General features: G+C 75.4%; 11 protein-coding genes. 7 read left to right on the top strand and 4 right to left on the bottom strand.

Features of this window, described 5'->3' with window-relative positions; genetic code table 11:
* The first annotated feature begins 786 nt into the window (after positions 1–786).
* Positions 787–1,443: a hypothetical protein gene (locus ACH4TG_RS33335; protein WP_398246365.1), complete on the top strand. Its 657-nt coding sequence runs from the start codon at positions 787–789 to the stop codon at positions 1,441–1,443.
* Between the two features lie 186 nt (positions 1,444–1,629).
* A complete protein-coding gene (locus tag ACH4TG_RS33330) occupies positions 1,630–2,874 on the top strand; it encodes an MFS transporter (protein WP_398246364.1) in 1,245 nt (414 codons plus the stop codon).
* On the opposite strand, the gene ACH4TG_RS33325 is transcribed toward ACH4TG_RS33330, so the two are convergent.
* On the bottom strand, positions 2,861–3,484 hold the full coding sequence (locus ACH4TG_RS33325) for a TetR family transcriptional regulator (protein WP_398246363.1): 624 nt from the start codon (positions 3,482–3,484) through the stop codon (positions 2,861–2,863). The two genes, ACH4TG_RS33330 and ACH4TG_RS33325, sit on opposite strands and share 14 nt — an antisense overlap.
* A 107-nt stretch (positions 3,485–3,591) precedes the next feature.
* On the opposite strand from ACH4TG_RS33325, the gene ACH4TG_RS33320 reads away from it, so the two are divergent.
* Together ACH4TG_RS33320 and ACH4TG_RS33315 are read left to right on the top strand one after the other, a co-directional pair.
* Positions 3,592–4,725 carry an FAD-dependent monooxygenase gene (locus ACH4TG_RS33320; RefSeq protein WP_398246362.1) on the top strand — a complete coding sequence of 378 codons (1,134 nt, stop codon included), beginning with the start codon at positions 3,592–3,594 and terminating at the stop codon, positions 4,723–4,725.
* Positions 4,726–5,091: 366 nt separating this feature from the next.
* Positions 5,092–5,457, top strand: coding sequence for an SAV_915 family protein (locus ACH4TG_RS33315; RefSeq protein ID WP_398246361.1), 366 nt, complete (start codon positions 5,092–5,094; stop codon positions 5,455–5,457).
* 15 nt (positions 5,458–5,472) lie between these two features.
* On the opposite strand, the gene ACH4TG_RS33310 is transcribed toward ACH4TG_RS33315, so the two are convergent.
* Positions 5,473–6,318 (bottom strand): GntR family transcriptional regulator, encoded by an 846-nt coding sequence (locus ACH4TG_RS33310; RefSeq protein WP_398246360.1) that lies wholly within the window; start codon positions 6,316–6,318, stop codon positions 5,473–5,475.
* A gap of 281 nt (positions 6,319–6,599) precedes the next feature.
* On the opposite strand from ACH4TG_RS33310, the gene ACH4TG_RS33305 reads away from it, so the two are divergent.
* The 3 genes from ACH4TG_RS33305 to ACH4TG_RS33295 all read left to right on the top strand — a co-directional run bounded on the left by ACH4TG_RS33305 (position 6,600) and on the right by ACH4TG_RS33295 (position 11,905).
* Positions 6,600–8,174, top strand: coding sequence for a beta-N-acetylhexosaminidase (locus ACH4TG_RS33305; RefSeq protein WP_398246359.1), 1,575 nt, complete (start codon positions 6,600–6,602; stop codon positions 8,172–8,174).
* Between the two features lie 89 nt (positions 8,175–8,263).
* Positions 8,264–9,670: a cellulose binding domain-containing protein gene (locus tag ACH4TG_RS33300; RefSeq protein WP_398246405.1), complete on the top strand. Its 1,407-nt coding sequence runs from the start codon at positions 8,264–8,266 to the stop codon at positions 9,668–9,670.
* 186 nt (positions 9,671–9,856) lie between these two features.
* Positions 9,857–11,905, top strand: coding sequence for a sigma-70 family RNA polymerase sigma factor (locus ACH4TG_RS33295; protein WP_398246358.1), 2,049 nt, complete (start codon positions 9,857–9,859; stop codon positions 11,903–11,905).
* A 56-nt stretch (positions 11,906–11,961) separates the two neighbouring features.
* Here the strand turns inward: ACH4TG_RS33295 and ACH4TG_RS33290 are convergent, their stop codons facing one another.
* Both ACH4TG_RS33290 and ACH4TG_RS33285 read right to left on the bottom strand, forming a co-directional pair.
* A complete protein-coding gene (locus tag ACH4TG_RS33290) occupies positions 11,962–13,092 on the bottom strand; it encodes a winged helix DNA-binding domain-containing protein (protein WP_398246357.1) in 1,131 nt (376 codons plus the stop codon).
* 69 nt (positions 13,093–13,161) lie between these two features.
* Positions 13,162–14,322 carry an XdhC family protein gene (locus tag ACH4TG_RS33285; RefSeq protein ID WP_398246356.1) on the bottom strand — a complete coding sequence of 387 codons (1,161 nt, stop codon included), beginning with the start codon at positions 14,320–14,322 and terminating at the stop codon, positions 13,162–13,164.
* Positions 14,323–14,373: the final 51 nt, after the last annotated feature.

Raw genomic sequence — 14,373 nt, 5'->3', positions numbered from 1 at the left:
CGCAACCCGGGTCATCGTGGGGACGGGACACCCGGGCCGGCCCCCCTTCTTTTAGGCGGCCTCCCGCCTGCGGGCCCCAAGGGCCCGCAGGCGGGAGGCCGTTCGTGCGGGGTGGACGCAGGTCGTCAGGTGGACGGATCGGCTGGGGGTGATCGGTGGACGTAGTACGCAGAGTGGACGGATCGGCTGGACGTGATCGGTGCGGGTAGCTCGCAGAGTGAACGGACCGGCTGGACGTGATCGGTTGCCCGAGTCCGCAGAGTGGACGTCCTGGCCCTTATTGCCGCGCCCTCGCCTCCGGGCCCTTAGATCCGGTGTCTGCCGGTCGATCGTGCTCGGCCCGCTCGTTCCTCACGGGCCTGCGCGCGTTCTCCCTCTAGACACCGGCGGGCCCTTCGGCTCGGGCGCTACAAAAACGAGTGAGGCCGCACACTCCGAAATCCACCCGGGTTCGCTTTCAGGGTGACCCTGGAGTGGCTGTCTGGGGTGCCCCATAGGCCCGCAGTGGTTCTCCCGGTTGCCCCGATGTAGGCATCGAGCCAAAGGGCCCGCCGGTGTCTAGAGGAAGAACGCGCGCAGTGAGCGACGAAGGAGCGAGCGAGCACGATCGACCGGCAGACACCGGGTCTAAGGGCCCGGCGGCGAGAGGCCGGCAAAAAAGGGGCCGGCAAAAAGAGGGTCATGCGGGTGCATTTCCTCTCCACCCGCAGCCACGTCGCCCGGCCCAGGCCAGGGAGGCAGAGGAGGCTGCTGGGATCGATCCGGCCATGTGCAGGAAGGTCCCTGATGACAACCCGTCGCCGATGCCGCAGACGCGCCGCGGTGCGCGCGCTGCTCCGCGTTCCCGGCTGCCTCGCCCTCGTCTCCGGTCTGCTGCTGTGCGGCGCGGGGACGTCGTCGGGTGCCGCCGGATGGGCCGATCCGCCGCCGCGGGTGGTGCCGCTGCCGCCGAGCGGGGCGGGGTCGCCGGGGGCGGTGATGGCCGCGCGGGTGAGCCCGGTGGACGTGGTGGTGGGGGAGGACGAGAACGGCGACTTCACCCTCTCGGTCACCGACGTGGGGGCGGGGCCGGCGTACAACGTCACGGTGCTGCTCGACGGCGTGCAGCCGGGGAACGGGGTGGGATCGGCGGACGGCCGCTGCCTGGGGCGGCTCGATGCGTCCTCGCCCGCCGATCTGTGGTGCGAACTCGGGGACGTGGCGTCGCGGCAGACGGTCTCGGTGACCGTCCACGCGTTCATGGGCAGCTGCGTCCGGTCCGGTCCGGCGGCGTCCGCACCGCAGTTGGCGGCCGCGGCCTTCCGCTGGCGGATCGGCTACCTCGACGGCGACCAGCCGCGGACGCTCAACGGCCCGACACCGCAGTGGAGTTGCGCCACCGACACGGCGGACGACGCCGGGCGGATGGCGGCGGGCCCGGCGGGCGGAGTGCGCACGGCCTGACCCGGGCGGAATTTCCCCTGGGGCGGCCCGGTCCGCTCTGGTACGGTCCCCGTGTGCATCTCCTCTGTGCGTAGGCCGCGGACCCGCGCCTCGACCCAGCCGACCGGACGCCCTTAGCGGGCGGGACCGGCGGGCGGGCGCGCATCGGTCCGTCCCTGATCCGGCCTTCGCAGAGGAAGCACTCCCATGTCTTCGCCACGCCCGGCGGCGCCGTCGTACGCCGCCGTCCTTCGCCTGCCCCATGCCCGCCGCACCTTCGGCGCTGCCCTGTTCGGGCGCCTCGGGTACGGGGTGGTGTCCCTGTCCCTCGTCCTCGCCCTGTCGTCCGCCACCGGGTCGCTGGCGGCCGGCGGCCTGTTCGGCACCGAGTTCGCCGCCGTCTCGGTCGTGCTGGCACCGGCCAGGGCCGGGCTCATCGACCGGTGGGGCGCGCGCCGCGCGCTGCCCGCCCTCGCGCTGCCGTTCGCGGCGGCGCTGTTCACGCTGGCCGGCTGCGCCCATGCGGCGGCCGGCGCTCCGCGGTGGCTGACGGCCGTCCTGGTCGCGGCCGTCGGCGCCTCGTGCCCGCCCCTGGGGCCGACGATGCGCGCCCTGTGGTCCGCGATGGCACCCGACGAGGCCGTGCTGCAAAGGGCGTTCAGCCTGGACACGGTCGCCGAGGAGCTGATCTTCCTGACCGGCCCGCTGCTGGTCGTCGTCGTCCACCCGGTGCCGGGGCTGGTGCTGTCGGGGGCGCTGATCGCCACCGGCACGCTGGCGATGGTGAGTTCACCGGCCGCCCGGCTGATCGCTCCGGCCCCGACCCCGAAGTCCGCGTCGGCGCCGCTGCGGCTGTTCGCCGCCGAGGGCGCGGGCGTCCGCCGGGCGGCGGTCGCGGCGTTCGGCGTGGGCGTCTGCCTGGCCGGGGTGTACCTGTACGTGATCGCGGCCGCCGACCGGGCGCACCACCCGGCGGCGGCCGGCTGGATCCTGGCCGCGCAGTCCGGGGGCAGCGCGGTCGGCGGCCTGCTGTACGGCCGGATGCGCTGGCGGCTGGATGTGGCCGCCCGGCTGCCCTACCTGCTGCTCGTGCTGGCCGCACTCGTGGCGGTGACGGCGGCGGCGCCCTCGCTGCCGGTGCTGGGGCTGTGCGTGGCCGTGTCCGGCTCGCTCACCGCGCCCGCCCTGTCGACCGCCTACATGGCGGCCAGCGCGCAGGCGCCGGAGGGCACCGCTACCCGGGCCACCACGTGGGCCAACTCCGCGATCAACGCGGGCTCTTCGGCGGGCGGCGCGCTCGCCGCGCTGCTGGTGGACCGGGCGGCGCTGCCGCTGTGCTTCCTGCTGGCGGCGGCCGCCCCGGCGTGCGCGGCGCTCGTGGCCCGCGGCCGGCCGGCGCGGCGGGCCCTCGCCGTGGAGCCCCGGCCGGCGTGCGCGGTCAGCGAGAAGTGACCCCGGAGGTGAGCACCGCCTCCAGCGCGGGCGCGTACAGCTCCGCTGTCCGGTCCGGGGTCAGCGCCAGGACGGGCGGCAGCCGCAGCAGGTAGCGAGCGAGGGCCAGGCCGAGCAGTTGGGCCGACACCAGGGCCGCCCGGGCCGGTGCGTCCGGTCCGGGCGGCAGCGCGGCGGCGACCGCGGGCGCGACCTGGCGCGCGAAGACGTCGCGCATCCGGGCGGCCGCCTGGTCGTTGGTGACCGCCGAGCGCAGCAGCACCAGCAGGGCGTCATCGGTGGGGTCGCCCTCCCAGCGGTCGAGGAAGTGCCGGACCAGCAGTTGGGGGATCCGGTCCTGGGGCACGTCGCGGACGTCGGGCAGGCGCAGGTCGATCGCCAGGGCGGCCTCGAACAGCTGCTCCTTGCTGCCGAAGTAGCGCATCACCATCGACGCGTCGATGCCCGCGTCGGCGGCCACGCCGCGGATGGTGGTGCGCTCGTAGCCCTGCCCGGCGAACCGGGAGCGGGCGGCGGCCAGGATCGCGGCCTTGGTGGCCTCCGCGGTGCGGCGGGGCACGGTGCGGCGGGGCCGGTCGGCCGGGGTGTCCGGGGCGGACGAGGCTGTCACGCCAACGACTGTAGGCCAACATCTGTTGACACGCCAGGAGCCGCGGGGCCACCATGCCAACAGACGTAGGCCAACAAGTGTTGGCCTATCAGTGGAGGAGGATCCCCATGACCGCGCGCACGCTTCCCGCCACCACCCGCGTCGCGATCGTCGGCGCCGGCCCGACCGGCCTGGCGCTCGCGGTCACCCTCGCCCGGGCCGGCGTCGACTTCGTCCTGCTCGACAAGCTGGCCGAGGGCGCCAACACCTCGCGCGCCGCGGTCGTGCACGCCCGCACCCTGGAGGTGCTCGACGACCTCGGCGCGTCGGCGCCGCTGCGCGAACGCGGCCTGGTCGTCGACCGGTTCACCGTCCGCGACGGGCGCCGCACCCTCGCGCGGCTGTCCTTCGCCGGGCTGCCGACCCCGCACCCGTACACCCTGCTGGTGCCGCAGAGCGAGACCGAGGAGGTGCTGCTCGCGCGGCTGCGGGAACTCGGCGGCGAGGTGCACCGGCCCTGCGAGGTGGCCGCGGTGGAGCAGGACGCGGACGGCGTCACCCTGACGACGGCGACCGGCGAGACGCTGCGGGCGCGGTACGCGGTGGGCGCGGACGGGATGCGCAGCGCGATCCGCGAGGCCGCCGGGATCGGCTTCACCGGCAGCTCGTACGGGCAGTCGTTCGTGCTGGCCGACGTCACCATGGACTGGCGTCCGGGCCGCGACGAGGTGTCGCTGAACTTCCACGCCGACGGGCTCGTGGTGGTCGCGCCGCTGCCGCACGGCCGCTACCGGATCGTCGCGATCGTCGACGAGGCACCGGCCGCCCCCGACGCCGCCTACGTCCAGGCCCTGCTGGAGGCCCGCGCCCCCGGCCAGGCACGGGTCACCGGCGTGGTGTGGGGCTCGCGCTTCCGGGTCCACCACCGGGTGGCCGACGCCTACCGGGCCGGGCGCCTGCTGCTGGCCGGCGACGCCGCCCACGTGCACAGCCCGGCCGGCGGCCAGGGCATGAACACTGGCATCCAGGACGCCTACGCCCTGGGCCGCGCCTTCGCGGAGGACCGGCTCGACACGTACGAGGCGCGGCGCCGTCCGGTCGCCCGGCGGGTGGTCGCGTTCACCGACCGCATGACCCGCGTCGCGACCGTGCGCAGCGCTCCGGCCCGCGCCCTGCGCAACACCGTCCTGCCGCTGCTCGGCCGCCTCCCGGCGTTCCGCCGGAATCTGGCCACCGAGCTGGCTGAGCTCGACTACCGCTGAACCACCGGGTGTTGACGCACGTGCCGGGTCAGACGGGGACCGGAACCGGCCACCGGAGGAGGCGGGGCACCCGCCCTGCCGGCGCGCGGTCCCGCCGGACCGCGCGCCGTCGCGGTGCCCCGGCGGGCGCGGCGAGGAGCCGCGGGAGGGCGTGCGGGGGCGGCTCGGGGCGGGGGCCTGGGTGGCGTACTGGGCAGCGTGCGGGGGCGGCGCGGGGGCCGTGCGGCGTCACCCGTTCGGGTGTGTTCCGGGCGGGGTCCGGGGTCCCGCGGGAGGCGGGGTGGGGCGGGCCCGCGGGGCGGACGGCGGCGGCTCACAGGATGGACAGGCCGGATGCGCTTCGGCGCGCCGGGTTACCGTTGCGGCATGCACGTGAGCCAGCACCAGCCGTCGAGCGGGCCCGAGCCGGAGCCCGGGGCCGACGGGAAGCGCTCGCTGTACGTGCCGGTCAGGCGCGGGCCGGCGGGGTCGGTGGTCCGGCTGTGGCGCACCCCGTTCGGGACGCGCACGGCGGTGGCGTTCACCTCCGACCGGCGGCTGCGCTCGGTGCTCGGGCCCACCCAGCCGTGGATCCGCCTCTCCGAGTCGGCGCTGCGCCGCATGGTCGAGCCGCTCGGCGCCCTGCTGCTCACCGTGGACCCGCTGCTGACCGCCCGCCCTCCGGTCTCCTGGACCACCGAGGCGCCCGCACCCGAGGACGCGGACCCAGAGCCCGAGGCCGCCGCCCCCTGAACCGGGGCGGCGCGGTCAGGGTGCCGGCTGGACGTCGCCGAGCATCTGCGCCGGGACGTCGCCGCGGCCGGCCAGGTCGCCCGGCGGGATGCCGGGGTGGTGGCCGCGCGCGGGGCGCGCCCGTCCGGCCGGCGCCGCGTCGTCCAGGGCGAGCCGGGAGACGATCCGGTAGCGGTCGCCGCGGTAGACGGAGTGGACGTACTCCACCGGGCGGCCGGTGGCGTCGCGGGTGAGCCGCTCGAACAGCAGCGCCGGCGACAGCACGGGCACACCGATCAGCCGCGCCTCCTCCTCGTTCGTCACGGTCGGCTCGATCGACTGCACGGCCTCGTGGACGCGCACCCCGTGCCGGTCCCGCAGCAGGTCGTAGAAGTCGCCGGACTCCATGTCGGCCGGGCGCAGCCCGGGGACGAGGACCGCCGGCACGTGCAGGTACTCGATGGCCATCGGCTCCTCGTCGACGAGCCGCAGCCGCGCGATGTAGGTGATCTCCGCGGCGGGCGAGATCCGCAGCCTGCGCCCGACCCGCGCGCCGGCCCGCACCGTGGTGAACTCCAGCACCCGGCTGGCCCAGGTGCCCGACGCCTGCGGAAGGCGGTGGCTGTCGCGGTCCGGGGCGAGTTCCTGGGTGATCTTCGCGCGCGCCACGAACATGCCGCGGCCGTGCTCGCGCACCAGCAGCCCGGTGGCGACCAGTTCGTCGACCGCCGACCGCAACGTCGGCCGGGAGACGCCGAGTTGCTCGCACAGGGCGCGTTCGGACGGGATCGGGGCGCCGGGAGCGCGCGACTCCACCAGCTCCATGAGGTGCTCGCGGACCCGTTCGCGTTTCAGCGGGGAGCGCGCCGGCTCGCTGACCATGACGTGGTGCCCCTTCCCCGGGCCTGCCCGGGGAGGGCCCCGGCCGTGCTGTCGTCCCCGTGCTGCCTGCCCCGAGGTTAACCAGATACTGACCAGTTGGCCAGCACCGGCGAGCAACAGGCCCGCAGGACACGGCCGATGGCGGGCACTGGGCACTATTTGCCGCCAACCGCCTTTGCCACGACCCCTCTTGACGGTCCCAGTGGTCTATGCCACCTTCGCTTACCAGCTCCGTACCAGTTGGCAAGTGGTAAGGTCCGCTCGCTCGGGGAGACGACCACGTGATCATTCCGCGCCCCACCCGACTCACCCGCCTGCCGGGGCGGTTCACCTTCGACGCGGCCACCGCCCTGCGCGCGCCGGGCGAGGCGCTCGGCACGGCCGAGCTGCTGCGCACACTGCTCGCGCCGGCCACCGGACTGCCGCTCGCACCCGCCGAGGACGGCCGGGTGGTGTTCGCGGTGGACCCGGGCCTGGGCGCCGCCCTGGGCGACGAGGGGTACGAACTGTCCGTCGGCCCGGATGCGGTCCTGCTGCGCGCCGCACGGCCGCAGGGCCTGCTGCGCGGCGTGCAGACGCTGCGCCAACTCCTGCCCGCGCAGGCCCTGTCGGGGCGTCCGGTGGCGGGCGTGGCGTGGGTGGTGCCGTGCGTGCGGATCACCGACGTGCCGCGGTACCCCTGGCGCGGCGCGCTGATCGACGTCGCGCGGCACTTCCAGCCCCTGGCGTACCTGCGGCGGTTCACCGACCTGCTGGCCCTGCACAAGCTCAACGTCCTGCACCTGCATCTCACCGACGACCAGGGCTGGCGGATGCCGGTCGCCGCGCTCCCCCGGCTGACCGAGGTCGGGTCGGTGCGGGCCCGCACGATGCTCGGCCGGGCCGGCAGCGGGCGGTTCGACGACGTGCCGCACGGCGGCGCGTACACCGCGGCGGAACTGCGGTCCCTGGTGGCCTACGCGGCCGAGCGCGGGGTCACCGTCGTCCCCGAGATCGAGATGCCCGGCCACGTCAGGGCGGCCCTCGCCGCCTACCCGGAGATCGGCAACGTGCCCGGGCGCGCGCTGGACGTGTGGACCGAGTGGGGCGTGTGCGAGCAGGTGCTCGGCATGCACGACGGGGCGCTGGACTTCTGCCGCACCGTGCTCGGCGAGGTGATGGACGTCTTCCCGTCGCCGTACGTGCACGTGGGCGGCGACGAGTGCCCGGTCACCGAGTGGGAGCGGAGCCCCGCCGCCCGGCGCCGCGCCGCGGACCTGGGCCTGGCGGCGCCCAAGGCGCTGCACGGCTGGTTCCTCGGGCGGATCGGCGCGTTCCTGACGGAGTCCGGGCGCACCCCGGTGTGCTGGGCGGAGGACTCCGGCACGCTGCCGCCGGAGTTCACCGTGATGCCGTGGCGCGACGCGGCGCACGGGCTGGCCGCGGCCCGGCGCGGCCACCAGGTGGTGATGGCTCCGCACCGCGCCACCTATCTCGACTACCCGCAGACCGCCGGTCCCGGCGAACCGCTCGGCCAGGCGGGCGAGGTCGTCGACCTGGCCGCCGTGCACCGCGGCAGCGGGCCGCCGCCGTGGGAGCCGGAGGCGGCGGCACGGGTACTGGGCACCCAGGCCCAGCTGTGGACGGAGTTCGTGCCCACCGCCGGGCACGCCGAGTACCTGCTCTTCCCGCGGTTGTGCGCCCTCGCCGACCGCGCCTGGAACCCGGCGGGCGACTGGTCCGCCGACGTACTGCCCGCCCTGCACGCGCACACGGCCCGGCTGGCCGCGCTCGGCGTGCGGTACGGGCACCTGCCGCCGGTCCCGGACACCGCCGCCGGGCCCGGCCCCCGCACCACCTTGCACCGGAAACCCTGAGCCCGCCCCGGGCCCACGGCACGCCCCCCACGTCCGAAAGGATCACCGTGTCAGGAAAGTTCCGCGTACCCGCCAGGATCCGCACCGCGATGGCGGTGTGCACGGCCGCCGGCCTCGCCTGCGCCGCGCTCACCGCGCTGCCCGCCTCGGCCGCACAGGACTCGCTCAGCGCCCAGTACCGCACGAGCGCGTCCGGTGCGACCGCCGACCAGGTCGAGCCGTGGCTGGAGGTCACCAACACCGGCTCCACCACTGTCGCGTTGAGCAACGTGACGGTGCGGTACTACTTCAAGTCCGACAGCCCGACCGTGAGTTACCGCTTCGCCTGCTCGTGGGCGGTCAAGGGCTGCGCCAACGTCACCGGCACCTTCGGCACCCTGGCCAACCCGACCGCCACCGCCGACCGCTACCTGGAGATCGGCTTCACCGCCGGCGCCGGGTCGCTGGCTCCCGGCCAGAACACCGGCGACCTGCAACTGCGCTTCTACCGGGCCGACTGGCAGACGATCAACCAGGCCGACGACTACTCCTTCAACGGCGCGCAGACCTCGTACGCCGACTGGTCCAAGGTGACCGTGCAGGACGCCGGCGCCCTGGTGTGGGGCACCGCGCCGGACGGCAACGACCCGACGCAGCCGCCCACCACCCCGCCGACGACGCCCCCGACCGACGGCGGCGGCAACCCCGACGGGCCCACCCTGTTCGACGACTTCAGCTACACCAGCAGCAGCGACCCGGCCGTGCAGCAGCACGGCTGGACGGTCAAGTCCGGGCAGGGCGGGCCCGGTGTCGCCGGCGCCACCTGGTCGCCGCAGGACGTCACCTTCGTCGCGGACGGCTCTGGCAGGGTGATGAACCTCAAACTGACCACCGACGGCACCGCGTCCGGCACCCGCGAGACCGAGATCCAGACCACCGCGCGGAAGTTCAAGAACGGCACCTACGCGGCGCGGGTGAAGTTCAACGACACCCCGACCGGCGGCCCCGACGGCGACCACGTCAACCAGACCTTCTTCACCTTCACGCCGCTGAACGCCCCGATGGACCCCGACTACAGCGAGCAGGACTTCGAGTACCTGCCCAACGGCGGCTGGGGCGAGACCCAGAACATCATGTACGAGACGTCCTGGGAGACCTACAACCCCGACCCGTGGAACGCGGTCAACACCCACGGCCAGCAGTACGGCAGCCTCGACGGCTGGCACGACCTGCAGATCACCATCGACAACACGTACATCACCTACTACATCGACGGGCAGCAGGTCGCCCAGCACGGTGAGCCGTACCTGCCCGAGACCCCGCAGTGGATCGACTTCAACCACTGGCTGATCGACACCGCCGGCCAGACCGGCAGCACGCCGCGCTCGTACAACGAGCAGGTGGACTACGTGTACTTCGTCAAGGACCAGGTGCTCACCCCGGCCCAGGTGCAGTCGGCGGTGGCCGGACTGCGCACTGCCGGCACCGCGTTCAAGGACACGGTGCCGGGGAGCTGATCCGGCCCCTCGCGCCGGAGGCGGCACCCACCCCGTCCCGCCCTCCGACCGCCCGTCCCCCGCACCGCGGGGACGGGCGGTCGGTCCGCTCCCGGACTTTCCTGTTATCGCGGGTCCGTGGCACCGTCTCCTGTTCGTAGGGCCGGTGACGCGCACGGGCGCGGCCGGCGGAGAGGAGGGGCGCACATGCGTGCAGGCGACCGGGTCGGACCCGATCCCGCGCTCGTGGCCGCCGCGCGGTCCGGCGACCAGCAGGCGCTGGACACGCTGGTCGCCGAGTGCCTGCCGCTGGTCTACAACATCGTCGGCCGGGCGCTGGACGGCCATGACGACGTCGACGACGTGGTGCAGGAGACGCTGCTGCGCGTGGTGCGCGGGCTCGGCGAACTGCGCGAACCGGCGGCCTTCCGGTCGTGGCTGGTGGCGATCGCCGTCCGGCAGGTGCGCGACCGCGAGCTCGCCCGCTCGACCGCCTGGCACCGCCAAACGGACCTGGACGCCGCCGAGTTGGTCGCCGACCCGGCGTCCGACTTCGCCGCGCTGACCATCCTGCGGCTCGGCCTGACCGACCAGCGGCGGGAGATCGCCGAGGCCACCCGCTGGCTCGACGGCGACGACCGGACGCTGCTGGCCCTGTGGTGGCTGGAGGGGACCGGCGACATCGGCCGCACCGAACTCGCCGACGCGCTGGGCCTGTCGAGGCAGCACGCGGCCGTGCGGGTGCAGCGGATGAAGGAGCAGCTGGAGACGTCCCGCACGGTGGTGCGGGCGCTCGGCACGATCGGCTCCGCCGACGAGTGCGCGGAGCTGCGCGAGCTCACCGAGGGCTGGGACGGCGTACCCAGCCCGCTGTGGCGCAAGCGGTTCGCCCGCCATGTGCGGGGCTGCGGCGGCTGCGGGCCGCGGGGGTCGGTGCTGATGCCGATGGACCGGCTGCTCAGCGGGCTGCCCCTGCTTCCGGTGCCGCTCCCCCTGGCGGCCCGGCTCCCCGCCCACCTCTCCCCCGGCCCGCACCCCGGCCCCCACCAGGGCGCAGGCCCGCACGCCGCCGGCCCGCATCCCGGCCCGCATCCCGGCGCCCCGCACGCGGGCGCCGGGCACCCCATGCCCCCCACCCAGGCCGCGGCTTCTCCCGCGGCCCAGCGCACCGCTCCGCGAACCAGCCCCCCACGGCGGAGCGGTGCGCACGGGGGTGGACGCGGCGGGGTCCGCGCGCGGCTGCTGCACACGCCGCTGGGCGTGCCCGCCGCGGCGGTCGCCGCGGTCGCGGTCGCCACCGCGGGCACGCTGCTGGCGGTCCGTCTGACGAGCGGCTCCTCGGCCCCCGCGACCGACGCCGCGCCCCGGCACACGGTGTCCGCGCCCGCCACCTCCGCGCCGGCGGCCGCCACTCCGTCCCCCGCGCCCACGACCGCCTCGCCGCGCGGCACGCCGTCGCACCGCGCCGCGAGCACCCCGGCCACCCGCAAGCCCGCCGTACCGGCCCGGCCGCCGGCGCCGCCCGCCGCCTCCGCCCGCAAGGGCGTGGGCGTGTGGGGCTTCGACGGCGTCAACGCCGCGCTCGCCCGGTCCGGCGCGGGCTGGTACTACACCTGGTCCACCGCGCACGACGGCATCAGCGGGCCCGGGTTCGTGCCGATGATCTGGGGCAGCGCGAGCGCGGACGCCCCCTCGCTGGCCCGCGCCCGGCAGGCCGGCCCCTACCTGCTCGGGTTCAACGAGCCGGACATGGCGGGCCAGGCGAACATGACCGTCGACCAGGCGCTCGCAATGTGGCCCACGTTGATGAGAACCGGCAAGGTCCTCGGCAGCCCCGCGGTGGCGTACGGCGGGGACACGCCGGGCGGCTGGCTGGACCGCTTCATGAGCGGCGCCGCGGCCAAGGGCTACCGCGTCGACTTCATCGCCCTGCACTGGTACGGCGGCGACTTCACCACGCCGAACGCGGTCGCGCAGCTCAAGCAGTACCTGGAGGCGGTCCACGACCGCTACCACAAGCCGGTGTGGCTCACCGAGTACGCGCTCATCGACTTCTCCAACGGCACGCGCTTCCCCACCGACCAGCAGCAGGCCGCCTTCGTGACGGCGTCCGCCGCCATGCTCGACGGCCTGCCGTGGCTCCAGCGCTACGCCTGGTTCGGGCTGCCCGCCAAGGACGACGGCCCCAGCAGCGGGCTCTTCCGCAGCGGCGCCGCCCCGACCCTGGCCGGCCGCGCCTTCGAGGCGGCCCGCTAGGGGAGTTCGGCAAAGGACCCCGGGCCCGCGGCCGCGGCGTCAGCCGGGCGGCCCGCTCACCGCTCGGCCGGCGCGGCGAACCGCACGTCGTGGCCGAGCCCGGGGTGGGCCGCGGCCAGCAGCCGCGCGCCCTCGGCTTCCAGGGCGTCGCGGTCGGCCGGCGCCAGCGGCGCGAACGGCCTGACGACGACGGCCGCCCGGCCCTGCGCGGCACCTGTCTTCCGGTCGAACTGCCAGGTGCCGCCGACGAATCCGTCGACCAGGATCGTGCCGCTGACCAGTCCGTTGACGGAGATCACCCGGGTCTTGTCGGCCGGCGCGAGGATGCGGGTGCGGTCGGCGTGGGAGAGCAGCAGGTTGTCGAAGTCGGCGACGAAGCGGGCGGGGACCTCGGTCGCGGCGTCGGTGAGGACGGCGTCGGGCAGGTCGTAGAGCACCCGGCCGTCGTCCGCGGAGGTGTAGGTGCGCAGGTCCAGGGCGGTGAACGCCTTCTTCAGACCCGTGCGTCCGGACCACTTCTGCATGTCGGCGGGCGTGGCCGGGCCGAACGCGGCCAGGTAGCGCCGGACCAGGTCGGGGACGAACGGCCCGTCGGGCCCCTCGGCGAGCGGGCGGCCGACCCAGTCCTCGAGCGCGGCGTAGCGCACGCCGCCCGAGGCGCCCCACACCCCGCGCGGCGGCACCTGGACCAGCGGCACGCCCACCCGCAGGGCCTGCGCCAGCGCCTCGGCGTCGGCGTCCGGCCAGCGCGCGGCGAACGCGGCCCTCAACTCCCCCGGTGTCATGGGCTGTTCACGCAGCAGCTCGCGGCCGAGGGCGAGGACCGGCGCGAGGTCGACGCCGGACAGGCCCGGCGCCCACGGCGAGCTGCGCAGGCCCCGGTCGAGGACCGGCTGGACCCACGGCCGCAGTTGCAGCGCGTCGGCGGCGGTCATCAGGTGGACTGTGCCGCGCATCGTCACCAGGCGCACCAGCGTGCGTTTGGTGAGGAGTTCGCCGGGCTCGGCGAAGTCGAAGTCCTCCAGGCGGGTCCACAGGCCCGCATAGGGCGAGGTGGGCACCTGGGACTGCAGTCCCATCAGCCGGGTGACGGCGGTCTGACTGTCGGTCGCGGCCCGCCGCAGCAGCATCTGCCGTTCCAGCAGCGTCCTGTTGAGCGTGCGCACGTCCAGCACTGGATTCCCCATGGCCCTCACGGTAGGCCCCCTTGCGGACACCTTCGGTCCGCAACTCCCCTCGCAGTGGCTGACATCACGTCAGGCGGCCGGGGTGCCCAGGTGGCGGGCGGGCGCGGGGGCGGTGGGGTGGATGGGCGTGTGGGCGCCGGTCAGGGGGACGCCGGTGCCGCCGTGGCGGTGGGCGACGATCTCCGCGGCGATGGAGAGCGCGGTCTCCTCGGGGGTGCGGGCGCCGAGGTCGAGGCCGATCGGCGAGTGCAGCCGGGCCAGGTCGAGGTCGGTCAGTCCGGCGTCGCGGAGCTTGTCGAGGCGCTGGAGGTGGGTGCGGCGCGACCCCATCGCCCCGACGTAGCCGACCGGCAGCCGCAGCGCCCGTTCCAGCAGCGGCACGTCGAACTTCGCGTCGTGCGTGAGGACGCAGATCGCGGTGCGGCCGTCCAGCCGCCCGGCGGCGGCCTCCGCGTCGAGGTAGCGGTGCGGCCAGTCCACGACGACCTCGTGGGCGTCGGGGAAGCGCCGCGCGGTGGTGAACACCGGCCGGGCGTCGCACACCGTCACCCGGTGGCCGAGGAACCGGCCGGCCCGTACCAGCGCCGCGGCGAAGTCGATCGCCCCGAACACCAGCAGCCGCGGCGGTGGCACGCTGGACTCCACCAGCAGTGTCAGCGGCGCCCCGCACCTGCTGCCGTCCGCGCCGATGGCCACCGTGCCGGTGCGGCCCGCGTCGAGCATGGCCAGCGTCTCCGCGGCGGCGGTGCGGTCGCGTTCCGGGTCGCCGAGCGATCCCTCGTACGAGCCGTCGCCGTGTACCAGCAGCGCGCGGCCGAGCAGGTCGCCGGGGCCGTCGACGACGCGGGCGACCGCCGCCGTCCCGCCCGCGACGGCCGCCGCGAGGGCGGCGGCGAGTTCGGGGCGGGCGGCGGGGTCGACCCGCTGGACCAGGATGTCGATCTCGCCGCCGCAGGTCAGGCCGACCGCGAAGGCGTCCTCGTCGGAGTAGCCGAAGCGCTGCACCAGCGTGCTCGGGCCGTCGCCGGACAGCGCCTCGCGGCACAGTTCGTAGACGGCGCCCTCCACGCAGCCGCCGGACACGCTGCCGACCGCGGTGCCGTCGCCGTCGACGGCGAGGGCGGCGCCGGGCTGCCGCGGGGCGCTGCCGCCGGTGGCGACGACCGTCGCCACGGCGAACGGCAGGCCGCGCACGCACCAGCGGTGCAGCTCTTCGGCGATGTCCAGCATGGCTCGACTCCTCATGGGGTGCTCGGGGTCCGCGGGATCCGCGCCGCCGGC

The sequence above is a fragment of the Streptomyces sp. NPDC020917 genome (assembly GCF_044333795.1).
Classification (GTDB): domain Bacteria; phylum Actinomycetota; class Actinomycetes; order Streptomycetales; family Streptomycetaceae; genus Actinacidiphila.
This window is presented reverse-complemented; position numbering and strand designations above follow the sequence as displayed.